The following is a 25,242-nucleotide window of genomic DNA, read 5'->3' as shown; positions in this document are numbered from 1 at the left end:
GGCTCACGCTGAAGCAAGGCCGTTGTGCGTTCTTGGCTGGGCGCCGGCCAGGCGAGCCCGGCGGGGCGTCACGCCAGGCCTCGCAGGGGGCTTCTTGTCCCTTCCGGCACCTGGGCAGGAGCCCGCGTGGCGCTTATCCCTATGCGCAGGATGGCAACGCGAGGTGGCGGATGTCCTCGGAATGGGCGGAAGAAGCGGAGCGGCAGGCGAAGGCGATGACGCGGGACCTCATCGAGGTGGGCCGGGTCAAGGGCTTCCGGGTGACGTACCAGAAGCGGGAGGCGCGGTTCTCGCTCCGGGCGGGCACCGTGACGGCCTACTTCTCCGCCCATGACTACCAGGGGCCCCGGGGCATGGACTGGCTCCGGCTCCGCATCGACGTGCTCACGCGCGTGAGACAGGGCTCGCAGACCGTGGAGCAGGGCCCGGAGGCCATGCAGGAGGGCGAGTCCTCACCGGCTCCCCATTGAGCGGCCCGCTTCGGCCTGGACCCACGCTCGCCAGGCCTCGACATCGGGGCCCAGGTCCCGCCCGGCGAGCGCCCGGAGCGCCTGGAGCGCGATCTCCCGGTCGATGAGCTGCCGCTGGCCGGCCATTTCCAGCAGCACGTCCCCGGCGTCGCGCAGGACGCGCCTGCGGAGGGAGGGGTCCTTCTCCACGAGCGCTTTGAGCAGGGCGCCGGCCTTGTTCCGGTCGCTGATCATCGGCCCATGGAGGGCCCGCAGCACCGGCTCCACAGGCAGGAGCGCCCGGTCCGCGCCCTGCTGGGCCTGCCAGAGCACCCGCATCGCCGCGTTGCGGGGCGCCTCGCCCGCGTCATTCAGGGAGGGCAGCAGCGCCTGGACGGTCTCCTCGCGCGAGCGGCCATAGGCCAGCAGGTACGCGGCCGTGGCCCGCTTCTCCTGGGACTTGTCGGTGCGCAGGACCTGGACCAGCTCCGCGAAATGCGGGGGCACCTGCTCGATGAAGCGGTCCTCCAGCGGCATGAGCCTTGGGTCCGTGGCGCCATAGAAGCAGTGGAAGGCGCGGGGGCAGGCGGTGTCCTTCGTGGAGAGCGCTCCCGCGTTGACGAGCTCCCACATCTTCGTGTGGTACGCGTTCCACGCCGCCAGCAGGCCCGCGGGGTCCTCGACGGAGCCGGTGGGCTCCGGGGCGTACGCCAGCCGCCACTCGTCGCCCTTGTCCACCAGGTCCACCGTCACGGCCAGCGTCTTGCCCTCCGCGTAGGTGGTCACCGAGGTGCGTACGAACGCCGGGGCGAAGCGCTCCTGGAGCCGCGCCTTGCCCTCCTGCAGGGCCTGGATGAACGTGCCCTTCGCCATGTCCACATCCGTGCCCACGGGGGGCAGTCCCGTGAAGCACTCCAGGATCTGCGCCTTGGGCTGGCGGGTGCCGAAGACCTCGATGCCCTCGTAGCGATAGACGTACGAGGGCGCTGGGGCGGGGGCTGCCGCCGGGGGGGGAGGAGGGGCCACGGCCCGGGGGGCCGCACACGCCGAGGAGAGCGCCAGGAGGGCCGCGCAGAGGGTCCGGTTCATGCGGCGCACGTCACCACACGTGCTTCCCGGGCAACAAGCGCCCGTGCACCCCCGGCTCACAGCAGGGCGCGGAGAGCCTCCACCACCTGCTCCCATTCCGGGGCCAGGGGGTTGATGACCTCGAAGTGCGCGGCCTGGTGCAGGGGGATGAGCTGGACGTCATCGCCCAGGGCAGCGGCGTGCGCCTGGTACCGCTCGCTGAGCGCCAGCGGAATGATGTCGTCCAGGGCCCCATGGAGAAGGATCTGGCGCACGCCGAGCGGCGCGAGCGCGAAGGGGGAGCCGAGCCGATAGTGCTCGGGGACCTGCGCGGGGGGGCCCCCGAAGAAGGTCTCGACGATGCCATCGCCCAGCCCCAGCTCCTGGACGCGCACCACGTCCGAGACCGCCGCGAGCGGCACGACGCCCCGCAGGGGGGGAAGGCCGGTGTCCCCGTGGCGCGCGGCGAGACACAGGACGAGGTGGCCGCCCGCCGAGTGGCCCAGCCCCACCACCCGGTTCAAGTCCAGGGGCCACGTGCGCGCCAGGGTGCGCAGGTGGGCGGCCCCCTGGACGACATCCTCCAGCGTGCCGGGCCAGCCGCCTCCCGGGTGGCCCACGCGCCGGTACTCCAGGCTCCAGGTCGCGAAGCCGCGCCGGGCCAGGTCCGCGCACAGGTGGCCCACGTGCTCCAGGCTGTACCGGGCGCGCCAGAAGCCTCCGTGCACCACCAGCACGGTGGGGTGGGGCCCCGGGCCCGGGGGCAGGCGCAGCTCGCCGAAGTGGTGTTCGCCGCTGCCATAGGCCAGCCGCGCGTCCGCCGCCGGGGGCGGCGCCTCGAGCATCCAGAGAGGGTCCATGGCCGTGTCCTAGAAGCGGGAGGTGGCGAAGAAGAGCTTCAGCCGGTCGTTGCTCTCCCGGAGCCGGTCCGACAGCGTGCGGACGAAGGTCCAGAGCAGCACGTAGGCCAGCTCCTTGTCGGTGAACATCAGCTGGTCCAGCAAGTCCCGCTGGATGACCCACACCGCGCACTCCGTGTGGGCGATGGCATCCGCCGAGCGCGGGTTATCCGTGATGACGGACATTTCCCCGAAATACTGGCCTTCTTCCAGGATGCCGAGGGCTTCCTCGCCAATGCCGGGCACGTTCTTGGAGATGCGCACCTTGCCGCCGGTGACGATGAACATCTCCCGGCCGGTCTCGCCCTCCCGGAACAAAAAAGCCCCCCGGGGGTAGGTGCGTGGATGGGCGATGGAGGCCACCTTGGCAAGCTGGCCCTGGGTCAAGCCCTCGAAGAGCGCAACCTTTTTAAGGGCTGTGGCATCCATGAGGTCAGCTTCGTACCACGCGCCCAAGACGCTCTGGTACTTTCCGGCCCCTTTCTGAAGGAGCAATCACCGTGGCGGACGAGAAGATCAACAAGGTCACCATCATTGGCTCGGGGCCCGCGGGCTACACCGCGGCCGTCTACGCGGCCCGGGCCAATCTGGAGCCGGTGATATTCGCGGGTGGCCCCACCATGGAGGACCCGCAGCGGGTGCCCGGCGGCCAGCTCATGGTCACCACGGAGGTGGAGAACTACCCAGGCTTCCCCGAGGGCATCACCGGGCCGGAGCTGATGGAGCGCTTCCAGAAGCAGGCCGAGCGCTTTGGCACCCAGATTCACATGGAGAACGTCGTCAAGGTGGACTTCTCGTCGCGGCCCTTCCTCATCCAGGGCGAGAGTGCGAGCTACCGCTCGGAGTCGGTCATCATCGCCACGGGCGCCTCCGCCAAGTGGCTGAACGTCAAGGGCGAGGACCTCTACAAGAACCGGGGCGTGTCCGCGTGCGCCACGTGTGACGGGGCCTTCTTCAAGAAGCAGGACGTGCTGGTGGTGGGCGGCGGCGACACGGCCATGGAGGAGGCCACCTACCTGGCGAAGATCGTCAACCACGTCACCCTGCTGCACCGCCGGGACACGCTGCGCGCCTCGAAGATCATGCAGGAGCGCGTGCTGAAGAACCCGAAGATTTCCGTCATGTGGAACAGCGCCGTGGACGAGGTGGTGGGCAACGAGAAGGGGATGACGGGCGCGGTGGTGCGCAACCTGAAGACGAACGACACCCAGCTGCTCAACGCCACGGGCCTGTTCGTCGCCATCGGGCACACGCCCAACACGCACCTCTTCCAGGGCGTGCTGGAGACGCACCCGAACGGCTACCTGAAGACGCAGCCGGGCTCGGCGCGCACCAACGTGGAGGGCGTCTTCGCCTGCGGCGACGTGCAGGACAGCGTCTACCGGCAGGCCATCACCGCGGCGGGCACCGGCTGCATGGCGGCCATCGAGGCGGAGCGCTGGCTCATCGAGCAGGGCAAGTGACGGCGGCGCCCTCCGGGAACGACAGCACATGAGCTCGAAGCGGATGAAGACGGTGGCGGTGCACGCGGGCAGCCGGCTGGCGGACAGCAAGTCCCAGCCGCTGGTGCCCGCCATCCACATGTCCACCGTGGGCTGGTTCGACAGCAGCGAGGACCTGGACGGGGCGCTGGACGGCAAGGACTACGTCTACTCGCGCATCAGCGCCCAGAACACCGCGCTCCTGGAGGAGGCGGTGGCAGCGCTGGAGGGCGCGGAAGGCTGCGTCTCCTACGCCAGCGGCATGGCGGCCCTGCGGGCCGTGTTCGAGGCGCAGAACCTCCAGCGGGGGGACCGGGTGGTCATGCCCGGGGATGGGTATGGCGTCACGCGCGCGCTCTACAAGGCCCTGTGCGCCCGCATGGGGGTGGAACTCCACGCGCTGTCCCTGTCCGAGGCCAGCGCCCCCGGGCGCATCGCCGAGCTGCGGCCGAAGCTCGTGCTCGCCGAGAGCATCACCAACCCGCTGCTGTCCGTGCCGGACATCCGCGCCCTGGCGCGGGCCTGTGAGCAGGTGGGCGCCGCGCTGGCGGTGGATGCCACCTTCCCGTCTCCGTATGGGCAGCGGGCCCTCTCGCTCGGGGCGCACTACGCCGTCCAGTCCGCGACGAAGTGGCTCAACGGGCACAGCGATGCGCTGGTGGGCACGGTGAGCGCCTCGCGCGAGCGGCTCGCCCCCCTGCGGTCCATGCGCCTGCTGGCCGGGGATGTGCTGGGGCCATTCGAGGCCTGGCTCACCCTGCGCGGCCTGCGCACGTTGCCGGTGCGCATGAAGGCCCACTGCGAGCACGCGGCGCACGTGGCCCGGCGCCTGGCGGAGTCTCCTCTGTTGGAGAGGGTCTATTACCCCGGGTTGCCTTCCCATCCGGACCATGCCGTGGCCCGGGCGGTGCTGGAGGGCGGGTTCGGGCCCATGGTGGCCTTTGAAATCAAGGGCGCGGACCGGGCCGCCTCCTTCCGCGTCCTGGAGTCGCTGCGGGTGGCGCGGCCGGGGCCGTCGCTCGGGGACGTGTGCACGCTGGTGATGCACGCGGCCAGCGCCAGCGCGCGCCGGATGACGCCCGAGGAACGCGCGGCGGCCGGGATCCGCGAGAACCTCATCCGCGTGTCGGTGGGGCTGGAGGATCCGGACGACATCGTGGAGGACCTGCTCGGCGCGGTGGAACGGAGGAGCACGCTGTGAAGATGGTGGACGTGGGCGGAAAGAAGAAGACCGGGCGGGTGGCGGTGGCCGTCGCGCGCCTGCGCATGCTCGCCGCGACGCTCGAGCGCATCCAGCAGGGCAAGGTGGAGAAGGGCGATGTGCTGGCCGCGGCGCGGCTCGCGGGCATCATGGCCGCCAAGCGCACCCCGGACGTGGTGCCGCTGTGTCACCCCATCGCGCTGTCGGGCGTGGAGGTGACGCTGGCCCCGTTCGAGGCGGGGCTAGAGGTGCGCGTGGAGGTCCGCACCGTGGACCGCACGGGCGTGGAGATGGAGGCGCTCACGGCGGCGTGTGCCGCGGCCCTCACCGTCTACGACATGTGCAAGAGCGTGGACCGGGGCATGGTCATCGAGAACGTGCAGCTCGAGCACAAGTCCGGAGGCCGCTCCGGCACCTGGAACCGGACGGAGCCGAAGCCCCCTCGCCGGGCGGCCCGCAGGGGTTAGCGCGCGGCGTCCGCGTGCAGCCGCGCCAGGTGGAAGGCGGCCACGATGATGGCGTGGGTGATGTGGCCCTCGCGGATGAGGCGCGGCACGTCCGCGTAGGGGTGCAGCTCCACGACGAGGTCCTCCCCTTCGTCCGGGCGGCCCCCGTGCTTCTGCACGCAGTCGCGCGCGAGGAAGGAGTAGCAGGTGTTGCCCTGGAGGGCGGGGTTGGGCCTCACGCTCCCCAGCGCCTCCACCCGGCCCGGCACGTAGCCCGTCTCCTCCTCCAGCTCCCGGGCCGCGGCCACCGCCGGGTCTTCCCCCGCCTCCACGAGGCCCCCCGGAATCTCCAGGGTGCTGTCGCACGTGCCGAAGCGGAACTGCCGCACCAGGACGATCTGCGCCTCGGGCGTCAGGGCGATGATGTTCACCCAGTCCGGCGTGTCGATGAGCAGGCGCGGGTGCTCGTGGCCCGTGCGCGGGTCGGCGAAGATGTCGCTGCGGACCTTGGCGATGCGGTAGTCGTGCTCGAGGCCACGGCGCAGGCGCTGCCAGGGACGGGGAAGGGGGGACACGGGGGCTCCAGACGTCAGTTGAGCTGCTCCAACCGCTCACGCAGCTCCTTGGACAGCAGCTCCAGGCGGTCGCGGTCTGGCGCGTCCGGGGACAGCTCCAGGCAGCGGTCCACATCCCTGAGGGAGGCGCGGAACGCCCCCACCTTCATCAGCAGCAGGGCGCGCGTGCGCAGCTCGCCCGGGTGGTCCGGGGCCAGCAGCAGCAGCAGGTCCACCACGGTGAGTCCCCGCTCGGCGTCGTCCCGCTCCAGGTACACGCGCTTGAGGTTGGAGAGCATCCGGTAGGTGATGAGCTCCACGGGCGCGGGGGCCAGCTTGGCGCTGTCGAAGCGCAGCTGCGGCGCCACGCGCTTGAGCAGCTCCTCGCAGCCATGCTCGGTGAGGATGTCGCCGTTGTGGAACGGATCAATGACCAGCTTGTGGTCCCCGGCGTTGCAGGCCACCAGGAAGTGGCCAGGAAAAGCCACGCCGTACAGGGGGATGCCTGCCCGCCGGGCGACTTCCAGGTACACCACGGACAGGGTGATGGGCAGCCCCACCTTGTGGGCCAGCACATGGTCCAGGAAGCTGTTGTTGGGCGAGAAGTAGTCCTTCTCGTTGCCGCGGAAGCCCTCGATGTCCGCCAGGACGTGGCGCAGGGCCCGCAGCCGGGACAGGGACTCGCCTTGCTCGAACTGGCGTTCGACTTCCACCGACACCCGGGCGGCCAGCATGTCCAGCGTGTGCAAACACGCGGCGGTGTCCAGCGCGGGGTTGGCCAGGGTGGCGATGGCCAGGGCCGCCAGATCCAGGCGGGGCGGATCCGCAGCCAGGGCGGAGACCAGGCGCTCCCGGGCCAACGGAGAACCGAATCCGGAGGAGAAGTTCACGCAGCAAGGACTAACCCACCTGAGGCCGAACGGCAAAGGCAGGGAAGCGCTCGTTAGAACGTGGGAGGAGGGCGTGCGGGCAGCCGGCCCTTGACCTCGGCCCGCAGGGCGATCTGCGCCGAGATGAGCCCGGCGAGCAGGCCGTCCTCGTACTCGAACGTCGGATGTTCCTTGAGTTCCGGGAAGTCATGCGCGTTGCGCAGGTCCTCCGGGCCGATGTTGGGCACCGCCTCGCGGGCCAACCGGAGCACCTTGGCCTGTTGCTGGGAAATCATCCGATCGAAGAGCTGATGGGAAAGCTCCAGCATCTCGTGCGCCACCGCTTCGGTCATCGTCCTGCCTCGGGGGTCATGGGTCACTTCTGGGCGATGTCCCACTTCAGCCGCCGGTAGCTCTGGCGGAAGGAGAGGGCATCCCCCTCGATAGCGGCCTGCCCCTGCTCGCGTCCATCCAGAAAGGCGACGAAGTCGAGTTGTCGGCCGGGCAGGCCGTACTCCTGGTCGAACAGCTTGACGAGCTCGTTGGCGGGCAGGGTGCGCCGGCCCGCCACCTCCACCAGGCCGATGCGCAGGCCCGTCATGCCCTCGGAGGGCGCATAGGCCTTGTAGACGAGCTCCGTGCACACCAGCGTCGCGTCCGAGAAGAAGTCGAAGTCGAAGTCATAGGGGCGGCCCTGGTAGGTGAACGCCCGCACGATGGCCTGCGCCTTCTCCCGGAGCGGCAGCCGGGGCCGCAGCACGCCCAGGTAGTCCACGCGCATGCCATGCTCGGGGCCGGTGAAGGAGACGCCCTCGCTGATGGACTCGATGATGCGCAAGGCGTCCCCGTGCCCGTCCGTGCCCTGGTAGCGCGCCCACTTCTCCGGGAAGAGCCGGGCCAGGTGCTCGCCGAGCGTCCGGGGCTGGCCGGGCAGGGTGGCGAGCCACGCCGCCACGTCCGCGTCCCCGTCGAAGTGGGTGGAGAGCTGCTCCGGCGTGCCCACGTACAGCTCCGCATGGGGCCAGAAGCCCGGCAGGCCGATGTTGGAGAGGTACCAGTTCTGCCGCGCGACAAGGATGTCTCCCGGCTGCGTCCTCTCCAGCACGGCCAGGACCTGCTCGCGGGAGATGAGGGGCTTGCCCTGGCGGGCCACGCGCGTGTCGCCCATCCACTCGGCCACGGAGCGCTGCACGGGGAAGAGGGCCCGCGCGGCGTTGTCCTGGACGGCATCCTTGGCCGCCACGGTGAAGAAGGCGGGACCCCGCTGGAGGAGCTTGCCCCGGGCCACCTCGGAGGCGGCCTTCATCTCCTGGAGGGCCCAGACCGCCAGGGGGAGCTTGTGCGCCCCGGCCTTCCTCAGGAGGCCGCGGGCCTGCTCCCGGTAGCGATCGCCCGTGTAGAGCTGGGCCGCGGTGGAGATGTGGATGACCTTCTGCTTGAACTGCGTGAAGGCGCGGGCAGGCAGGCCGTACTCCGCGGAGGGCTCGTCCAAGAGCACCTCCAGCTGCTTCCGGCCATTCGTCAGCTCCGCGTAGGTGAGCCCGTGGGCCAGCTCCGTGGTGAGCGCCGTGTGGGTAAGGAGGTAGCCCCAGCCGTGCTTCGCGGGCTGGGTCAGCGAGGGCACCGTCACGAAGTTCCAGTAGCGCTGGCGGATGACCTCCGTGGAGACGAAGTAGTCGAAGAAGGCCGCCCACGTGGTGAGCAGCGTGTGCTTCTGCTCAGGGGTGTAGGGGATGGCCTGATCCTGCAGGTAGAGGGCGCGCTGGGCGCGGAGCTGCTCCTGCAGGGCCCAGAGCCCGGCGGCGTGGCGCTGGAGGGCCTGGAGATCCTGTTGGGCCAGGAACGCGAAGGAGCCCGGGTCCAGCTCATAGACGCCGAGGGGCTGAGCCGGGGCGGGCAGAGGGGCCGGGGGGGCACCGGAGAGCGTGAGGAGGGCCAACAGCAGGGGGGCGGAGAGCATGGCGGGGGCGGGTCCAGCAGGAGACCCCGCCAATCTACCCTGGAGAGGCCCAGGACGGCTGCCTGCCCGGCCTGTGGGCGGTGCGGGCGGTGGCGTCCGGGGTAGCCCGGCGTGGGGAGCATCCCCAGCTTTCAGGAATGCAACCCAGCCCCTGAGGCTGGGAAGAAAGGCGGTTTTTTCGATGGCTTACGGACAGGCGGAGAACCCGGCGCTCTCGATCCCCACCCACTTGGACGCGGTGGAGTATCCGGTGTGGCGTGAGCAGCTTGCCAAGGCGGCTGCGGACAACGGTGCCTCCATTGATGTCATCAACGTCCTCAAGTGCTTGCCGCGCTCGCAGTACGAGTCGAAGGAGCAGGTGCAGCGCGACCTGGCCGAGGCGGCGCGGCGGTTCGCCACTGGCAACCATGACGAGGACGATGGGGTGGCGCGTGACCGGCGCAACATCGGCAGGGATTTGGTGGAGAACGCTCCTCCGGGGAACTCGCGTCATCCTTGAGCGGGGACGTGGAAGAGGCTCGCGGGCGCTGGCGCTTTCTGCCAGCGTCCGGGGCCGTATGGGCTTTCGACGACTTTCGTGGCTGTGCTGTGCCTGGCTGATGGCTTCCTGCACGAAGCCTCCCCCGCCGCTCGTGCCAGAGGCGGGAGTGCCGCCCGTGCGGCTCGAGTTCCGGCCTCCCGTGGACCGTGCCATGACGGAGCGGACGCAGAGCACGCGAGCGGTGGAGCGCGGCGGGCAGCGCAGGACGGAGTCGGTGGAGATGACCACCGTGACGCGCTTCACGGCCGCCGAGAATGGCTGGGAGCTGACCCAGACGGTTCCCCGGGCGCAATTGTCCCGGGAGGGCACGCCGGTGAGCTCCCCGGTGGATGGGCTGCTCACCCGGTTTCCCCTGAGCGTTCGGTTGGCCTCGGACGGGGCCTTCGTGAAGGTGAACAACGCCGGTGAGGCGTTGAAGGCGCTGCGGGCCATGGTGCCCGCCGGGCAGAGCCTGGGGGCGCTGGAGGCTTTTTGGTCCCCGGAGTCCGTGGAGGCGCGCGCCCGCCAGGAGTGGGAGGCGAAGTATGGCGGGTTGTTCCAGCGGAACCTGGCATTGGGACAGCACACCTGGGCGGTGGACCGCTTTCCCCTTCCCGAGGGGGAGGCTGTGTACCTGCTGGAGCGCACGGTCACCGGCACGCGGTTGACGGACCAGGGCGAGGCGCTGGTGCTGAGCCTGCGCTGTCTGGCGTCCTTGCCCGAGGAGGCGCCCGCGGAGCTTCAAGAGGTGATGCAGGCGGCGGGCTCGCCCCCGCTGACCCCGGGCGTGAGCTGTGAGGGGGAACAGGTGGTGGCGCGAGGGCTCTTCGTGCCGGTGAGCCGGACCTTGACGGTGCGTGCCCAGGGGGCGGAGGCACTCTGGACGCTGACGGCGCAAACGAAGCTGGAGCTGCTGGAGGAGGCACGATGAACTTCCGGGACAACCTCATCGAGAGCGAGGCGGGCATCGAGCGCGTGGTGAAGGCCTCGAAGCGTGTGGCGGTGCTGGGCATCAAGACGGAGCAGCAGGCGGGGCAGCCCGCGCTCTACGTTCCGGAGTACCTGGTCCGGGCGGGGGTGGAGGTGGTGCCGGTCCCCGTTTACTACCCGGATGTGACGCACATCCTGGGCAAGCCCGTGTTCCGGCGGCTCGTGGACATTCCGGGCGAGGTGGACCTGGTGGATGTGTTCCGGAGGCCCCAGGACATTGATGCGCACGTGGACGACATCATCGCGAAGAAGCCGAAGGCGGTGTGGTTCCAGTCCGGCATCCGCAATGCCGCCGCAGCCGAGAAGCTGGCCCAGGCGGGCATCCAGGTGGTCCAGGACCGGTGCTTGATGGTGGACCACCGGCGCTACGGCTCCCGCTGACGTCTCAGCTCAGGATGCTTCGAACTTCTGGGGCGGCCGGGCCAGGGCCCGCTCCGCGGACAGCCGTGCCTGATCCAGGGCGCCGAAGCCTCGCTCCAGGGTCGTCGGGGTCACCGGCGGCAGGTTGGATGTGACGACGTACACCGGCACCTTCCGGGTCTCCAGCAAGCTCAGCTGGAGCCGGAAGTGGTCGTGCCGCAGGGCCGCTGAGGCCGTCGCCAACCCCTGGGCGTACACCAGAGGGCCTCCGACGACTTTCCGCGTCTTGCTCGGCAGGTAGTGCACGAGCAGCGCGTCCAGGTCCTTGCCGATGGTGTTCTCGCTCAGCGCCAGGGCGGGCGCCTTGTCCACCAGGCCTCCGTCCCAGTAGTGGTTCTGCCCGATGGGCACCGAGCGGAACAGCCCCGGGTAGGCACACGTGGCGTGGATGGCCGGTGCCAGCTCTCCCGAGGTGAACACGTCGTGCGTGCCCTGGGTGAGGTTCGCGGCCACCAGGAGCAGCGGGTGCGGCAGCTCCTCGAAGGTGCGCACCGGGAGGTTGTCCTCCAGCAGCGTCCGGAAGCGCTTGCCCTTGAGCAGGCCCGAGAAGCCATGCCCCTTGCGCACGTCCATCACCGCGCCAATGGGGTCCGGATCCCAGAAGTTCTCCTTCGTCTGCTTCAGCAGCAGCTCCTCGATCTCGGGGATCGGCATGCCCGCAGCCCCGAGCGCCGCCACCATGCCCCCCGCCGAGGTGCCCGCGTAGGCCGCGGGCTGGATGCCCGCGCTCGCCAGCCCCTTCAGGAAGCCGGCGTGACCGTAGAAGCCGAAGTAACCCGCGGAGAGGACGAGACCGATGCGTTTGCCGTCGAGGAGCTGGTTCAAGGTGGGAGTGGCCATGGCACCCACATAGACGAGGGACTCTCCGGGAGCAACGCATCGCGTCGCGCAACCCTGTGGTATCCGGCCACGAATCGATGTATGTTGATGCACCGATATGGATGTCCTCTCCCAGTCCTTTCGCGTCCTTGGCGATGCGACACGGCTGCGGATCCTGCGCCTCGTGGCCCAAGCTCCGCTGAACGTGACGGAACTGGTGTCCCTGGTGGGCGTGGCGCAATCCTCCGTCTCCCACCACCTGGGCAAGCTCAAGGGGCTGGGCCTCATCCGCGAGGAGCGCCAGGCCGGCTACAGCTACTACTCCCTGGCCCTGGAGCAGGCAGACAGCCGCTGGCCGCTCATCCGCCTGGCCCAGGAGGCCGAGGACGACACCGGCGACTCTGCCCGGCTGAAGGACCTGCTCCGCGCGCGCGAGGACCGGCAGGCGCTCAACGAGCGGCTCCTCGAGCCCGGCCAGTCCTGGTCCCTGTGGGCGGGCGCGCTCGCCTCGCTGCTGCCCCCCCTGGACGTGGCGGACTTTGGCTGTGGCACCGGCACGCTCTCGGTGGCCATCGCCCGCTGGGCCCACCGCGTCTGGGCCATTGATCAAAACCCCGAGGCGCTCACCCAGGCCAAGGAGCGCGCCGCGCGCGAGGGCCGCTCCAACATCCAGTTCCTGTGCGAGAACCTGCACCGGCTGTCCCTGCCCGCGGGCGAGCGGGATCTCGTCGTCATCTCCCAGAGCCTGCACCACGTGGAGTCCCCGGAGGCGGTGCTGGCCGAGGCCTCCCGGCTGCTCAAGCCCGGGGGCAAGCTGGTGGTGCTGGAGCTGATGACACACGAGGAGCGCTGGGTGCTCGACCGGCTGGGCCACAAGCACCTGGGCTTCTCGCCCGAATTTCTCGAGGCCGCGTTGCGTGAGACCGGCTTCCAATCTCTCAACCGTGAGGTCCACGCGCGCGACGGGGCCAGTCCGTTTCGCGTGTTCCTCCTGACCGGAGTCAAAGCCGCATGAGCCACCTGCCCGCCCCCCTGCCGCTGCCCCCTGGTGAGAATGGCCGCCGCGTCGAGGCTCTGCGCGCCGCGATGCGCGAGCGCGTCCTGGTGCTCGACGGGGCCATGGGCACGCTCATCCAGGCCCAGAACCTCAAGATGAACGACTTCGGCGGGGCCGAGTACGAGGGCTGCAACGAGCACCTCGTCCTCACCCGGCCCGACGTCATCCAGGGCATCCACGCGGAGTACTTCGCCGCGGGCGCGGACGTGACGGAGACGGACTCCTTTGGTGGCACGCCCCTGGTGCTCGCCGAGTTCGGCCTGGGCCACAAGGCGCTGGAGATCAACATCGCGGCCTCGCGGCTGGCCCGCCAGGCCGCCGCCGACGCCGAGGCAAAGGACGGCCGGATGCGCTGGGTGGCCGGCTCCATCGGCCCCACCACCAAGGCCATCTCGGTGACGGGCGGCATCACCTTCGACGAGCTGGTGGACCAGTTCGCGGCGCAGACCGAGGGCCTGGCCATCGGCGGTTCGGACTACCTGCTGGTGGAGACGTGCCAGGACACCCGCAACGTGAAGGCGGCGCTCCTGGGCATCGAGCGGGCCTTCCGCAAGCTCGGCTACGCGCTGCCCGTGGCGGTGTCCGGCACCATCGAGCCCATGGGGACGATGCTGGCGGGCCAGTCGGTGGAGAGCCTCGCCGCGTCGCTGGAGCACGTGGAGCTGCTCTACCTGGGGCTCAACTGCGCCACCGGCCCGGAGTTCATGACGGACCACCTGCGCTCCCTGTCCGGCATGAGCCCCTTCGCCGTCTCGTGCGTGCCCAACGCGGGCCTGCCGGACGAGAACGGCAACTACCTGGAGTCGCCGGAGATGCTCGCCCGCTCGCTGCGGCGCTTCTGTGAACATGGCTGGCTCAACGTGGTGGGAGGCTGTTGTGGCACGCGCCCCAGCCACATCCGCGCCATCGCCGAGGCGGTGAAGGGGCTGCGGCCCCGGACTTCCACGGTCCGGCCGCGCTCCACGCTGTCCGGCGTGGACTTCCTGGAGGTGACGGATGACCTGCGCCCCATCATCGTGGGCGAGCGCACCAACGTCATCGGCAGCAGGAAGTTCAAGGAGCTCGTCGCCGCCGGGCAGTACGAGGACGCCTCGGAGGTGGCCCGCGCCCAGGTGAAGCGGGGCGCCCAGGTCATCGACATCTGCCTGGCGAACCCCGACCGGGACGAGCTGGAGGACATGACGCGCTTCCTGGACGTGGTCGTCAAGAAGGTGCGCGTGCCCTTGATGATCGACTCCACGGACGAGAAGGTCATCGAGCGGGCGCTCACGTACTGCCAGGGCAAGGCCATCATCAACTCGGTCAACCTGGAGGACGGCGAGGAGCGCTTCGAGAAGGTGGTGCCCCTGGCGCGCCAGTACGGCGCGGCGCTGGTGGTGGGGTGCATCGACGAGGTGGGCATGGCCGTCACGCGCCAGCGCAAGCTGGAGGTGGCGAAGCGCTCCGTGGAGCTGCTCACCGGCAAGTACGGGATGAAGGCGGAGGACCTGTACTTCGATCCGCTGGTGTTCCCGTGCGCCTCGGGCGATGCGCAGTACACGGGCAGCGCGGTGGAGACCATCGAGGGCGTGCGGCTTATCAAGCAGCACTTCCCCCAGTGCAAGACGGTGCTGGGCATCTCCAACGTGTCCTTCGGCCTGCCCACCGCGGGCCGCGAGGTGCTCAACTCCGTGTTCCTCTACCACTGTGTCCAGGCGGGCTTGGACATGGCGCTCGTGAACTCGGAGAAGCTGGAGCGCTACCCGTCGCTGCCCCAGGAGGAGCGCACGCTGTCGGAGGACCTGCTCTACAACCGGGGCGGAGACCCCGTGACGCCCTTCGCCGCGCATTTCCGCGAGCGCAAGCCGCAGAAGGCCGCCACCAGCTCCCTGCCGCTGGAGGAGCGGCTGCAGCGCTACATCATCGAGGGCTCGCGCGATGGCCTCTTCGCGGACCTGGACCTGGCGATGGAGAAGTACGGGCCGCTGGAGATCATCAACGGCCCGCTGATGAAGGGCATGGACGAGGTGGGCCGGCTCTTCGGCGCCAACGAGCTCATCGTCGCCGAGGTGCTCCAGAGCGCAGAGTCCATGAAGGCCGCCGTGGGCCACCTGGAGCCGCGCATGAGCCAGACGCAGACGGCCACGCGCGGAAAAATCGTCCTCGCCACGGTGAAGGGGGACGTGCACGACATCGGCAAGAACCTGGTGGAGATCATCCTCGCCAACAACGGCTTCCAGGTGGTGAACCTGGGCATCAAGGTTCCGCCCGAGCAGCTCGTGCAGGCCGTGCGCGAGCACCGGCCGGACATGCTCGGCCTGTCGGGCCTGCTGGTGAAGAGCGCGCACCAGATGGTGGCCACCGCGGAGGACCTCAAGCGCGCGGGCGTGGAGGTGCCCATCCTCGTGGGCGGCGCGGCGCTCAGCCGCAACTTCGTCGACAAGAACATCGCCCCGGCCTACGCGGGCACGGTGGCCTATGCGCAGGACGCCATGAGCGGCCTGGACCTGGCCAAGCAAATCGTTGACCCCCAGGGGCACGACAAGCTCCGGCAGGAGCTCGCCGAGCGCCGGGCGAAGCTCGCCCAGGAGGTGAAGGACCGGCCCAAGGTGAGCGCCCCCGTCATCCCCGCCACGCGCAGCAAGTCGGTGAAGGTGCTGGAGAAGGTGCCCCCGGTGCCGGACTACGAGCGGCACGTGCTGACGAACACCCCGCTCGACCACATCTGGAAGTTCATCAACCCGGTGATGCTCTACGGGCGGCACCTGGGCCTGCGCACCTCCTCGCGCGTGCTCGGCACGCCGGCCGAGGCGGAGCTGAGCAAGACGGAGGAGGGGCGCAAGGCGCTGGCGCTGAAGGACGCAGTGGAGGAGCTGAAGGCCTTCCTGCGCGGCGGGGTGATGCACGCGCGCGCCGTCTTCCAGTTCTTCAAGGCGGGCAGCGACGGCAACCGCGTGGTGCTCTTCGACGGGCTCACGGGCGAGCAGAAGGCCGTCTTCGACTTCCCCCGCCAGGAGAAGGAGGACGGGGTGTGTCTGGCCGACTACGTGCTGCCGCTGGAGGGTGGGATGCCGCGCGACAACCTGGGCATGTTCGTCACCACCGCGGGCGGCGGCATCCGCGAGCTCTCCGAGGCCTTCAAGGCCAAGGGCGAGTTCCTCAAGATGCACGCGGTGCAGGCGCTGGCGCTGGAGACGGCCGAGGGCTACGCGGAGCTGCTCCACACCCAGCTGCGCAGCATGTGGGGTTTCCCCGACAAGCCGGACATGACCATGCTGGAGCGCTTCCGGGCGGAGTATGAGGGCAAGCGCTACTCGTTCGGCTACCCGGCGTGCCCCCGGCTGGAGGACCAGGCGGGGCTGTTCGCCGCACTGCGTCCAGAGGAGATCGGCGTGCAGCTGACCGACGGCTTCATGATGGAGCCGGAAGCGTCCGTGTCCGCCGTCGTCTTCCATCATCCTCAGGCGCACTATTTCTCGGTGACATAGACTTCCCCCATGAGCGCGCCCGACATCCGCCGTGCCGTCCAGTTGCTGCCCACCTGTGCCACCACCGGCGTGGGCAGCCTGCCCCACACGCAGGTGGAGCTGGGGCTCCAGGCCGCGCTGGCGCTGGAGATTCCCTTCCTGCCCCAGCTGCCGCGGAGGGATCCCGCCGAGTACATGATTCCCGCGGCCCTCGAAGGGCTGCCCGGCCTGCGCTTCGACGAGGACGGCATGTGCACCGTGGACCTCGCCGCCTGGGAGGCGGGGCGCACGGCGTTCGAGGCCAAGCTGGACGAGGCGCTGAACTCCGGACAGCTGGAGGACTTCGAGCCCACCACAGAGAGCTGCCATGCGTGGCGGCCCTTCCTCTGGGAGGTGGAGCACCGGAAGCTCGCCCTGGTGAAGGCGCAGATCGCCGGCCCCTTCACGGTGCGCGCGGTGGCGCTCACGAGCGAGGGCGGGGCGCCGCTGGACGTGCCAGGGCTGGACATCGCCATGTACCGGCTGGTGATGGCGCGCGCGCTGGCGATGGTGAAGGCGCTGCGGCGCGCGAACGCCACGCCGCTCTTCTTCCTGGATGAGCCCGGGCTCTATGCCTTCCAGCGCACCCAGCCCCGCCACCTGCTGGCACTGCAGGAGCTGCGGTTGATGGTGCTGGCGCTGCGCCGGGAGGGCGCCCTGGTGGGCATCCACTGCTGCGGCAACACGGACTGGGCCGCGCTGCTCAACATCCAGCCGGATGTGCTCTCGCTGGATGTGCGGCTGTCGCTGGATGCGGTGCTGGAGGAGGCCGAGGCGCTGGCGCGCTTCCTCGACTCGGGGGCCACGCTGAGCCTGGGCATCATCCCCACGGACCTGGCGTCCACCTACAACGTGCAGGAGCTGACCGAGTCGGTGGAGGCCTCGCTGAAGGCGTCGCTGCCCAAGGGGCGGCGCTTCACCCAGGTGCTCTCCCACGTGCTGCTGACGCCCGCCTGCGGGCTGGCGATGCGCTCGGTGCCGGACATGGAGCGCATCCTCGGAGAACTGAGGGTTGCTCAGCGCAGCCTGCATGAGACGCTGGACGCTGAGCGAGGCCCGGAGTTCTACGTCATCTGAAAGCGGTTACTGGCGGCCGAGCTTCAGCTCGCGCTCGGCCTGGTACCAGTCCTGCTCGTTGCTGCCGTGCTCGCCGCCCCGGGCCTGGTAGATTTCATAGGCGCGGCGGGCGATCTGCTCCTCGGTCGGAGCGCTGCGGACGGGCTCGGATGCCGGCGTGGCCGCAGCCTTCGGAGCCTCCTTCAGTGCCTCCTTGGGCGCTGCCTTCTGGGGCTCTTTGCTGGGCGAATTCGACGCTTTGGCGTTTTGCCGGGCCACGGAACACTCCTGGTAGAGGGGTAAACGGCGCCACCATACGCTGCTGGGTCCGGGCTGGATCTGCACTTTGGTACGTGGGTTATGGGGTGAACAGCACCATCCCCCCAATGTTCATCGAGCGACATCGGGGAGCACGCCCTTCGCGAGCGCGGCGTCGAGCGCCCGCTGCATGGCGGTGCTCATGCCCAGCTCCGAGGCCTGCGCGGGCGTGCACCAGCGCAGCTCGTGGAAGGCCGCGGCCCGCGACGGCCGCCGGGGCCCGGTGACACGCAGCAGGTGCAGGGTGAGCGCGCGGTGGGTGAGCTGGCGCTTCACCGTGCCGAGCATGCCCTGGGCGGTGAGGGGGACCTCCAGGGCCTCCGAGAGGCGCGTGGCGGCCTCGGCCTCGGGCGCGCCGGGCGCCACCTCCACGGCGGGCAGCTCCCACAGCCCTCCGAAGAGCCCCTTCTCCGCGCGCCGGGCGAACAGGAGCGTGTCCCCGTGGGGCCACACCGCGAGCGCGAGCGTCAGCAGCTTGGGCGTGGCGCGGACCTTGGCGGGGGGCAGCTCGGCGGTGCGGCCCGTCTGGTAGGCGAGGCAGGCCTCGCGCACGGGGCACAGCAGGCACAGGGGGCGCTCGGGGCGGCACACGGTCGCTCCGTGCTCCATGAGGGCCTGGTTGAAGTCCCCGGGCCGCTCGCCCTTCACCAGCGCACCGGCCAGGGCCCAGAGGCGGGCCTCCCGCGCCCGGTCCCCGGGCAGGCCTTCCACCACGAAGAGGCGCGAGAGCACGCGCGCCACGTTGCCATCCACCAGGGGCGCCTCTTCCCCGAAGGCGATGGAGGCCACGGCCCCCGCCGTGTAGCGGCCAAAGCCGGGCAGGGTGAGCAGGGCCTTGGCGGTGGAGGGGAAGCGTCCGCCGAACTGGGCGGTGACTTCCTGGGCGGCGCGGTGGAGGTTGCGCGCCCGCGAGTAGTAGCCCAGGCCCTTCCACGCGGCGAGCACGTCCTCCAGCGGCGCCGCCGCCAGGGCCTGCACCGAGGGAAAGCGCGCGAGGAACCGCTCCCAGTAGGGGATGACGGTGGACACCTGCGTCTGCTGGAGCATGACCTCGCTGAGCCAGATGGCGTAGGGCTCGTTCGTGCGGCGCCAGGGGAGAGCCCTCTTCTGCCGGTCATACCAGGCCAGCAGGGGGGCCCGGATGGCGGCGAGCCGTCCGGCATCCAGCGCGGGGACATCCAGGGTCATGGCGGCGCGCACCTTACCTGGTTGGTTGTCCGTGGCGAAGGTTTCTCCCCATGTCGGGTGGGCCCTGGAGGCCGCGGGCCTCACCACAGCCCGTGTTCGCGCAGCAGCTCTCCCACCGGGCGTGTGCCCTGCTGATACGCGGCGAAGAGCCGCCCGGCCAGCTCCCGGGGCGGGTTCTCCCAGCGGAGCCCCGGCCGGCAGGCCACGAGCGAGGTGTGGACGTCCTCGGCGGAGCGGAAGGAGACGTGCTCGGGCAGCAGCGGGTTCTGGCTGGTCAGGAAGGACTGCCGCGGGCCCAGCTCCCGGAGGCACGCCTCGGCCCAGCGGGGGTGCAGGCCGTTGGGAAGCTCGTCGGCGATGACGAAGTCCTCGTGCACATCCAGGTAGTAGAGGAAGGACAGCAACCGCTTCTGCCCGTACCCCAGGGACTCCTGGGAGAGGGACGTGCCGTCCGGCCGGGTGAAGAGGAAGGTGAACTGGCCAAAGCCCACCCGCCCGCCGTTCTCGTACGTGCGCTTGTCCAGCACCTCCACCCGGAGTTGCCCCGAGGTGAAGCCCGCCAGGGCCACGAACTTCGCCAGGAAGCTCTGGGCAAGCTCGTCGTGGCGGAACTCGAGCGCATCGGCCAGGGGCCCCCGCTCCACGTGGTGGCGCAGCCAGCCGGGCATCCACGTGGGCAGGGCCATCAGCCCCAGGGGAAACACCTCGTCGTTGCGCATCTCCAGGGCGAAGCGGCTGTCGCCAATCCGGGTGAAGGTCCCCAGCGATTCATCGAACCGCCAGGGGGCCAGCAGGAAGGTGCGGCGCAGGAACTCCTTGAGCCGGTCCTTCAGCTCCCGCTCCAGGTACTGGGCCGTCATGAACAGCAGCGTCCACACGGAGCGGTCCAGCGGGGACCAGTCCATGGTCCGCGCGTAGGCGGACTGGCCATCCACCTCGCAGAAGAGCCCCGAGGCGGTGGCGCGCATCCGAAGCGAGCAGGCAGGCGCGTCGAGCCGCAGCGTCGCCTCCAGCAGGGGCTCCAGGGCGCGCGAGGCGCGGGGGGCCTGGCGCAGCACCAGGGCCGCCGGATCCGGAGGGGCGCCGCCCGCCGCGTTCCGCGCCACGATGTCCAGCGCCATGCCTGGCATCGTCAGCCCGTATTCCAGGGAAAACTCCTCGTGCAGGAGCGCCGAGAAGTCGGAGATGAGGACGGCGGAGATCAGCTCCAGCAGCGCCGTCCGGCCGGTGCCGTTCTGTCCCACGAAGAGGTTGAGCGACGGACCGAAGACGAGCTCGGTGCCCGGGGGCACGGCCCGGTACTGGTGGACCTTGAGGCGCGTGAGCTTCATGGCGTCTCCCGGACAGTACCGGTTTGCCTGGCCACATTCGCTTGATTCCTCGCCCGCCCCATTTCTTGCCGGCCGGCCGGGCGCTTAGGATGCTGCCGCGAATGCGGCGCCCCCCCCTCAGCAACGACTTCTCCTGGTCCAAGAGCCGCCACGAGAAGTTCAACGAATGCCTGCGCTTGTACTACTTCCACTACTACCGCTCCTGGGGCGGGTGGGAAGCGGACGCGCCCCAGGACATCCGCGAGCTGTACGTGCTCAAGAAGCTGAGCAACCGCTACACGTGGGCGGGCAGCGTGGTGCACGAGTCCCTCAAGGATGCGCTGCTGGACTGGCGCGCCGGGCGGCCGGTGGACCCCCAGGCGGTGGAGGCCCGGACGCACCGGCTGATGCAGGACGACTTCCGCCACTCCAGCAAGAAGGCCTACTGGACGCAGAAGTACCGCAAGCCCTTCTCCGGCCTGGTGGAGCACGAGTACGCGGAGGCCATCCCCAGCGAGACGTGGAAGCAGAACTGGGAGACGGTGCGCGCGGCGCTGGCCTGGTTCTTCGCCTCCCGGTGGCCCACCCTGGCGCGCGCGCTCAAGCCGGCGCAGTGGCTGGAGGTGGACGCGGGCGCCGACTTCTCCAGCTTCTCCCTGGAGGGGGTGAAGGTGTTCGCCATTCCCGACTTCGCCTACGTGGACGAAGAGGGCAGGCCCGTGGTGGTGGACTGGAAGACGGGCAAGGTGCGCGAGGGGTATGACGACCAGGTGCTGGGCTACGCGCTCTACCTCTCCCAGCGCTACAAGTTCCCCGTGGAGAAGGTGCGCGCCTCGCTGGTGTACCTGAACGAGGGGCTGGAGCAGGAAGTCCAGGTGGACCCCTCGGCCGTCGACGCCTTCAAGGAGCGCTTCCTCCAGAGCGTCGCGGGCATGCGGGCCCTGCTGAAGGAGCCCGCCCACAACACGCCCCGGGAGGCCGAGGCGTTCCCGATGACGGAGAACCTGGCGGTGTGCGTGCGCTGTGCCTTCCGGCGGGCCTGCCAGCGCGAGGACATGGCGGCGGCGCCGCCCCGGGTGGCCTGAGCGCGGGGCTCTTAGCGGGCGGAGGCCAGCCGGCGCACCACCACGCCCGCGGCGTTCATGCCGAAGGCGGAGGTGACGAAGACGGCGCTGCCGTCGATCTGCGTCCGGTGGTCGCAGGTGTGGAAGTCGTTGTCCTGCGGGCAGACGCACAGGAAGCCATCGGTGGCGTCGTCATACCGGAGGGCCACCGGCTGGCGGCGCACCTCGATGGAGTAGACGGCGGTGATGCCCGTGTGCCGGTCCGTCTCCACGCCGTGCTTGCGCTTGAGGAGCTTGCGGATGTCCTTGGCGAACGGGTCCATGTGGGTCTCGCACAGGTCCTCCACGCGGATGGCGGTCGGGTCCAACCGGCCCGCGGCGCCCATGGAGCTGACCACGGGGATGCCCAGGGTGACGCAGCGGTGGAGCAGGTGCAGCTTGGCCTTCACGTTGTCGATGGCGTCCACCACGAAGTCGTAGCGCCCCGGGGGCAGCATCTGCTCGGCGGTCTCCGCGCGGTAGAAGTCGCGCACCGCCTCCACCTGGACGTCCGGGTTGATGTCCCGGCAGCGCTGCACCATCAGCTCCGCCTTGGACTTGCCCACGCCCTTCACCGTCGCGTGGAGCTGGCGGTTGGTGTTGGTGACGCACACGTCGTCATGGTCCACCAGCGTGAGGTGGCCTATGCCGCTGCGCACCAGCCCCTCCACCGCGTAGCTGCCCACGCCGCCCACGCCGAAGACGACCACCCGTGCCGCGGACAGCCGCTCCATCGCCGGGTCTCCCAGCAGGCGTCCCGTCCGGTCGAACCGGCGCGAGAGCTTGAAGGGGCGGGCCAGGGGGGACGCGGGCGCCTCCGAGGGCAGGGCCGGAGACGGGGCAGGGGCGGGGGTGACGGTGGGCTGCGTGCTCATGGAACTCCTCTATAGCGCGACCGCCCGCCTACCGCGAAGCCGGGGGAAATGCTTCCCGGAAGAGCTTGCGGGCATTGAGGGCCGTCCGCTCGGCGAGCACTTCGGCGGGCTCTCCCAGCACGTGGGCCATCCCCTCGATGATGCGGGGCAGGTAGCCCGGCTCCGAGCGCTGCCCCCGGTGCGGGGTGGGGGCCTGGTCCGGCGAGTCCGTCTCCGCGACGAGCCGCTCCGGGGGGATGACGCGCAGGGCATCCAGCGGCTTTCGCGCCTCGGCCCAGGTGACGGGGCCCGCGAAGGAGAAGTGGCAGCCCTTCTGGATGTAGAAGCGCGCCAGCTCCGCGCCCCCGCTGTAGCTGTGCATGAGCACCCCGGCCTCGGGGAAGGGCTCCTCCTTGAGGAAGGCGATGAGGGCCGGGTGCGCCCGGTGGCAGTGCATCAACACGGGCAGCCCATGCTTGCGCGCCAGGGCCATGTGCCCGCGCAGCACCGCGAGCTGCCGCTCCATCGGCGCGCCTGGAATGGACGGGCCGTCGAGCCCGCACTCGCCCACGGCCACGGCGCCGCCCCGGGCGAGCAGAGCATCCAGGCGCTCCAGGTGCTCCGCGTCCTGGTGGGCGGGCAGCTCCGGGAGCAGCTGCGGGTGGATGCCCAGCCCCACCTGGATGCGCGGCTCCTGGCGGGGCAGCTCCAGCAGGGGCTCCCACGTGTCCGGGCCCACCGCGGGAATCACGATGCCCTGGAGGCCCGCGGCCCAGGCGCGCGTGAGGACCTCGGAGCGGTCGGGCTCGAACCGCGAGGCGTCGAGATGGCAGTGGGTGTCGATCATCGGAAACGAGGCACGGGGGCCGTTCAATGAGGAACAGGGGAGACGTTGGGAACGCATCAGCGCGCGGTCAACGCCCCCGCGCCCGGAAACCCCCACGCTATACGCCCCCTTTGGTTTCAGGAGGGTCATGATGAAACGCGCGCGGATGAGTTTGCTGTGCAGTGCACTTCTGGTGGCACTGACGGGGTGTGGGGACGAGTGCAAGGATCCATCCGACTGCACCGACGACAAGGGCAGTCCTGCGGAGGGCAAGCGCTGGGTCTGCGAGAGCAACGAGTGCGTCGAGCGGGATGAGACCGCGCCGGCGCCCGGGCCGGGCGATGGTGGCACGGACGGAGGCCCCACGGATGGCGGCCCCACGGATGGCGGGGACCCCACGGATGGTGGCGACCCCGGCCCCGGGGATGGAGGCACCCCGGATGGCGGCGGCATGACGGTTGGCAAGGGCGGGGCGTGCACCACGTCCATGGAGTGCATGGCGGGCCTTCGCTGCGAGGGCACCGCGGGTGCCCAGACGTGCCAGGCCCTGCACGTGGCGGTGACCAGCGCGGGCACGGCGGTCGCCACCCAGGTGACGGCGGTGCGCCATGACGACACCACCACGGCGCCCGCCGTGCTGAGCGAGGCCGCGGCGGAGCCCAGCCGGTACCCCCGGTGGAATGCGGACGGCTCGGCCGTCGCGTTCGTGGAGGGGGCCGAGGGCGTGGGCACCTCGCGCCTCGTGTCCCGCACGCTTCCGTTCACCGCGGGGCAGACCACGGTGTTGACGGAGGGCGCGGCGGCGGGGACCGAGGACTTCCCGCAGCTGGAGTGGTGGCCGTCCACCAGCCTCGTGTGGACGAAGCGGGCCGGGGCGAGCACCTCGGGCCTCTGGACGGTTCCGGGCGCGGGCGGCACCGCCACGGAGCTGACGGGCAACGGCGTGTTCCCCTCGTGGGCGCGCAATGGCACGAGCCTCGCGTACAGCACGCGCGCGGCTGGGTTGCTGGCGCTGGCGTCGGCGGGGGCTCAGTCCGTGGCCATTGCCGGGGGCGCGGGCGGCGAGCAGCCGTTCCACAACCAGGCCAATGACTGGGTGCTCTATGCCAAGGAGAACGGCACGGACGACGTGCTTGGCCCCCTCTATGAAATCTTCACGATTTCTCCCACGGGCGGCACCATCCACCCCATCGCCAACAAGACCTCGGAGCCGACCAGCGGCGGCTCGGTGGACTCGTTCATCGCCAACCCGACCTGGGCGCCGGATGGCACCTGGGTGGCGTACGTGCGCACCTACTTCTCCAAGCCCTCGGATGGCAGCGCCTCCGCCCTGTGTGGCACGGCGGCCGCCACGCAGTGCCCGGGCCGGGATGCGAATGTCATTTTCCTCCGGAAGATCAACCCGGAGACGGGCGCGGGGGACGGCACCGAGGTGCAATTCGTGACCGGTGGCACGCTCCCGTCGTTCTCGCCGGACGGCCGGTTCATCGCCTACGTCCGGGCCAGGCGCCTGCAGATCCAGCAGATCAACCCTGCGGATGGCACCGCGGTGGGCGCCGTCGTCACGCACGGGCTGGGCACGGACGTGCAGACCAACCGCGGTGACGACAACCGCCCGCGCTGGCAGCCGCGCTAGGCCCACGTCCCGGCGCTGAAGGAAGCACCTTGGGCCCGCGTTCCCTTCATGGGGGGACGCGGGCCTTCTTGTGCCTACCTCCTCCAGGGCCGGGGACTTGTCAGGCGCGCCGGATCCGCGTAGGAGGGCGCCCGCTGCGGCTTGGAGCCGCGCGCCTCCCGGAGGACACGGATGAAGCTTCTGCCCGCGCTCTGCTTCCTGGCTTTCGTGGGGTGTGCCACCGCCCCGGTGCCGAAGACCCTGCGGCTCTCGGAGAACGGTGGGGCACACGCGCACCGCCCCGAACAGGACGTGGGGCCGGTGCGTGTGGAGACGCGTGCGGGGACCTTTCTGGTCAACCCGTTGCACGCGGAAGACTTCGCGAAGGCGCTGGCCGGGGAGCCGACCCCGACGCGCTTCTACGCGGGTACGGACCTGTAACGCCTGCTCCGGGTGCTACGGCACCACGACGATGCGGCGGCCCAGGGCCTTGGAGAGCTGGGGCGAGGTGACGACCTTCAGCACCTCGGCCATCTCACCGCCGGCTGTATCGAACGCCGCCGCGATCAGCTCCCCGAGCGTCAGCGGGGCTGCCTTCTTCTGGGACGGCTTCATCCGCTGGACGGACCGCCGCAATGCCGGCATCACCCGCCGGCCCTGTCGCCTGACCGAACCACCCATCTTCGCTGTCGTCGTCTTGGCCATGGTGCTCCTCCCCACCCGCTGGGTGTGGTTGCTCACCGAGTGATGGCCA

At 70.3% G+C, this 25,242-nt stretch carries 27 protein-coding genes; 13 read left to right on the top strand and 14 right to left on the bottom strand.

The annotated features are described in order from the left end of the window. Positions 1-170: 170 nt before the first annotated feature. A complete protein-coding gene (locus tag KY661_RS23960) occupies positions 171-470 on the top strand; it encodes a hypothetical protein (RefSeq protein ID WP_225412413.1) in 300 nt (99 codons plus the stop codon). Here KY661_RS23960 and KY661_RS23955 read toward each other — a convergent pair. Genes KY661_RS23955 through KY661_RS23945 form a run of 3 tightly spaced genes read right to left on the bottom strand, consistent with a single transcriptional unit; the run spans position 453 to position 2,845 of the window. Further along, positions 453-1,538, bottom strand: coding sequence for a hypothetical protein (locus tag KY661_RS23955; protein ID WP_225412412.1), 1,086 nt, complete (start codon positions 1,536-1,538; stop codon positions 453-455). The two genes, KY661_RS23960 and KY661_RS23955, sit on opposite strands and share 18 nt — an antisense overlap. 56 nt (positions 1,539-1,594) lie before the next feature. Next, positions 1,595-2,377, bottom strand: a complete 783-nt coding sequence (locus KY661_RS23950) for an alpha/beta hydrolase family protein (RefSeq protein ID WP_225412411.1) — start codon at positions 2,375-2,377, stop codon at positions 1,595-1,597. 9 nt (positions 2,378-2,386) lie between these two features. After that, on the bottom strand, positions 2,387-2,845 hold the full coding sequence (locus KY661_RS23945; RefSeq protein WP_075005141.1) for a Crp/Fnr family transcriptional regulator: 459 nt from the start codon (positions 2,843-2,845) through the stop codon (positions 2,387-2,389). A 71-nt stretch (positions 2,846-2,916) separates the two neighbouring features. Between KY661_RS23945 and trxB the strand changes: the two genes are divergently transcribed. Genes trxB through moaC form a run of 3 tightly spaced genes read left to right on the top strand, consistent with a single transcriptional unit; the run spans position 2,917 to position 5,565 of the window. Further along, positions 2,917-3,879, top strand: coding sequence for a thioredoxin-disulfide reductase (gene trxB / locus KY661_RS23940; protein ID WP_225412410.1), 963 nt, complete (start codon positions 2,917-2,919; stop codon positions 3,877-3,879). 28 nt (positions 3,880-3,907) lie between these two features. Continuing rightward, positions 3,908-5,098 carry a trans-sulfuration enzyme family protein gene (locus tag KY661_RS23935; RefSeq protein WP_225412409.1) on the top strand — a complete coding sequence of 397 codons (1,191 nt, stop codon included), beginning with the start codon at positions 3,908-3,910 and terminating at the stop codon, positions 5,096-5,098. Then, on the top strand, positions 5,095-5,565 hold the full coding sequence (moaC, locus tag KY661_RS23930) for a cyclic pyranopterin monophosphate synthase MoaC (protein WP_317987293.1): 471 nt from the start codon (positions 5,095-5,097) through the stop codon (positions 5,563-5,565). The genes KY661_RS23935 and moaC overlap by 4 nt, the downstream gene beginning before the upstream one ends. On the opposite strand, the gene KY661_RS23925 is transcribed toward moaC, so the two are convergent. The 4 genes from KY661_RS23925 to KY661_RS23910 form a co-directional block, all read right to left on the bottom strand. Further along, positions 5,562-6,119 (bottom strand): NUDIX hydrolase, encoded by a 558-nt coding sequence (locus tag KY661_RS23925; protein ID WP_225412408.1) that lies wholly within the window; start codon positions 6,117-6,119, stop codon positions 5,562-5,564. The two genes, moaC and KY661_RS23925, sit on opposite strands and share 4 nt — an antisense overlap. A gap of 14 nt (positions 6,120-6,133) precedes the next feature. Continuing rightward, the gene (locus KY661_RS23920) at positions 6,134-6,958 is read right to left on the bottom strand and encodes a SirB1 family protein (RefSeq protein WP_225412407.1); all 825 of its coding nucleotides are present in this window, start codon (positions 6,956-6,958) and stop codon (positions 6,134-6,136) included. A gap of 83 nt (positions 6,959-7,041) precedes the next feature. Then, positions 7,042-7,320 (bottom strand): hypothetical protein, encoded by a 279-nt coding sequence (locus KY661_RS23915; RefSeq protein ID WP_075004757.1) that lies wholly within the window; start codon positions 7,318-7,320, stop codon positions 7,042-7,044. Between the two features lie 23 nt (positions 7,321-7,343). Then, entirely contained in the window at positions 7,344-8,927 is a 1,584-nt protein-coding gene (locus KY661_RS23910; protein ID WP_225412406.1) for a YiiX/YebB-like N1pC/P60 family cysteine hydrolase, read from the bottom strand. A gap of 181 nt (positions 8,928-9,108) precedes the next feature. Here KY661_RS23910 and KY661_RS23905 point away from each other — a divergent pair, with 181 nt between their 5' ends. The 3 genes from KY661_RS23905 (at position 9,109) to KY661_RS23895 (ending at position 10,818) form a co-directional block, all read left to right on the top strand. After that, positions 9,109-9,426 carry a DUF2795 domain-containing protein gene (locus tag KY661_RS23905; RefSeq protein WP_075004759.1) on the top strand — a complete coding sequence of 106 codons (318 nt, stop codon included), beginning with the start codon at positions 9,109-9,111 and terminating at the stop codon, positions 9,424-9,426. Positions 9,427-9,583: 157 nt separating this feature from the next. Continuing rightward, positions 9,584-10,378: a hypothetical protein gene (locus tag KY661_RS23900; protein ID WP_225412405.1), complete on the top strand. Its 795-nt coding sequence runs from the start codon at positions 9,584-9,586 to the stop codon at positions 10,376-10,378. Next, a complete protein-coding gene (locus KY661_RS23895; RefSeq protein ID WP_075004760.1) occupies positions 10,375-10,818 on the top strand; it encodes a CoA-binding protein in 444 nt (147 codons plus the stop codon). Before KY661_RS23900 ends, KY661_RS23895 begins: the two co-directional genes overlap by 4 nt. A 9-nt stretch (positions 10,819-10,827) precedes the next feature. Here KY661_RS23895 and KY661_RS23890 read toward each other — a convergent pair whose 3' ends face one another. Beyond that, on the bottom strand, positions 10,828-11,697 hold the full coding sequence (locus KY661_RS23890; RefSeq protein ID WP_225412404.1) for a patatin-like phospholipase family protein: 870 nt from the start codon (positions 11,695-11,697) through the stop codon (positions 10,828-10,830). 97 nt (positions 11,698-11,794) lie between these two features. Here KY661_RS23890 and KY661_RS23885 point away from each other — a divergent pair, with 97 nt between their 5' ends. The 3 genes from KY661_RS23885 to KY661_RS23875 are packed head-to-tail and all read left to right on the top strand — an operon-like array spanning position 11,795 to position 17,295. Next, the gene (locus tag KY661_RS23885; RefSeq protein ID WP_075004761.1) at positions 11,795-12,691 is read left to right on the top strand and encodes an ArsR/SmtB family transcription factor; all 897 of its coding nucleotides are present in this window, start codon (positions 11,795-11,797) and stop codon (positions 12,689-12,691) included. Then, positions 12,688-16,200, top strand: coding sequence for a methionine synthase (gene metH / locus KY661_RS23880; RefSeq protein ID WP_225412403.1), 3,513 nt, complete (start codon positions 12,688-12,690; stop codon positions 16,198-16,200). The genes KY661_RS23885 and metH overlap by 4 nt, the downstream gene beginning before the upstream one ends. Before the next feature lie 9 nt (positions 16,201-16,209). Next, complete coding sequence (locus KY661_RS23875; protein WP_225412402.1) at positions 16,210-17,295, top strand: uroporphyrinogen decarboxylase/cobalamine-independent methonine synthase family protein; 1,086 nt, start codon at positions 16,210-16,212, stop codon at positions 17,293-17,295. A 6-nt stretch (positions 17,296-17,301) separates the two neighbouring features. Here KY661_RS23875 and KY661_RS23870 read toward each other — a convergent pair whose 3' ends face one another. The 3 genes from KY661_RS23870 to KY661_RS23860 form a co-directional block, all read right to left on the bottom strand. Continuing rightward, complete coding sequence (locus tag KY661_RS23870; protein ID WP_225412401.1) at positions 17,302-17,553, bottom strand: DUF2934 domain-containing protein; 252 nt, start codon at positions 17,551-17,553, stop codon at positions 17,302-17,304. 111 nt (positions 17,554-17,664) lie between these two features. Next, complete coding sequence (mutY, locus tag KY661_RS23865) at positions 17,665-18,780, bottom strand: A/G-specific adenine glycosylase (protein WP_225412400.1); 1,116 nt, start codon at positions 18,778-18,780, stop codon at positions 17,665-17,667. An 80-nt stretch (positions 18,781-18,860) separates the two neighbouring features. Next, a complete protein-coding gene (locus KY661_RS23860; protein WP_225412399.1) occupies positions 18,861-20,111 on the bottom strand; it encodes an ATP-binding protein in 1,251 nt (416 codons plus the stop codon). A gap of 101 nt (positions 20,112-20,212) precedes the next feature. On the opposite strand from KY661_RS23860, the gene KY661_RS23855 reads away from it, so the two are divergent. Further along, the gene (locus tag KY661_RS23855) at positions 20,213-21,175 is read left to right on the top strand and encodes a RecB family exonuclease (RefSeq protein ID WP_225412398.1); all 963 of its coding nucleotides are present in this window, start codon (positions 20,213-20,215) and stop codon (positions 21,173-21,175) included. 11 nt (positions 21,176-21,186) lie between these two features. On the opposite strand, the gene KY661_RS23850 is transcribed toward KY661_RS23855, so the two are convergent. Both KY661_RS23850 and KY661_RS23845 read right to left on the bottom strand, forming a co-directional pair. Then, positions 21,187-22,068 (bottom strand): tRNA threonylcarbamoyladenosine dehydratase, encoded by an 882-nt coding sequence (locus KY661_RS23850; protein WP_225412397.1) that lies wholly within the window; start codon positions 22,066-22,068, stop codon positions 21,187-21,189. A 28-nt stretch (positions 22,069-22,096) separates the two neighbouring features. After that, the gene (locus KY661_RS23845) at positions 22,097-22,894 is read right to left on the bottom strand and encodes a TatD family hydrolase (RefSeq protein WP_225412396.1); all 798 of its coding nucleotides are present in this window, start codon (positions 22,892-22,894) and stop codon (positions 22,097-22,099) included. 127 nt (positions 22,895-23,021) lie between these two features. Between KY661_RS23845 and KY661_RS23840 the strand changes: the two genes are divergently transcribed. Together KY661_RS23840 and KY661_RS23835 are read left to right on the top strand one after the other, a co-directional pair. Beyond that, on the top strand, positions 23,022-24,509 hold the full coding sequence (locus KY661_RS23840) for a TolB-like translocation protein (protein ID WP_225412395.1): 1,488 nt from the start codon (positions 23,022-23,024) through the stop codon (positions 24,507-24,509). A 171-nt stretch (positions 24,510-24,680) separates the two neighbouring features. Next, a complete protein-coding gene (locus tag KY661_RS23835) occupies positions 24,681-24,929 on the top strand; it encodes a hypothetical protein (protein ID WP_225412394.1) in 249 nt (82 codons plus the stop codon). A gap of 15 nt (positions 24,930-24,944) precedes the next feature. Here the strand turns inward: KY661_RS23835 and KY661_RS23830 are convergent, their stop codons facing one another. Then, positions 24,945-25,193: a hypothetical protein gene (locus tag KY661_RS23830; protein ID WP_075004771.1), complete on the bottom strand. Its 249-nt coding sequence runs from the start codon at positions 25,191-25,193 to the stop codon at positions 24,945-24,947. Positions 25,194-25,242 lie beyond the last annotated feature (49 nt).

Source organism: Allostigmatella hybrida, assembly GCF_020103775.1.
Classification (GTDB): Bacteria; Myxococcota; Myxococcia; order Myxococcales; family Myxococcaceae; genus Hyalangium; species Hyalangium aurantiaca.
This window is presented reverse-complemented; position numbering and strand designations above follow the sequence as displayed.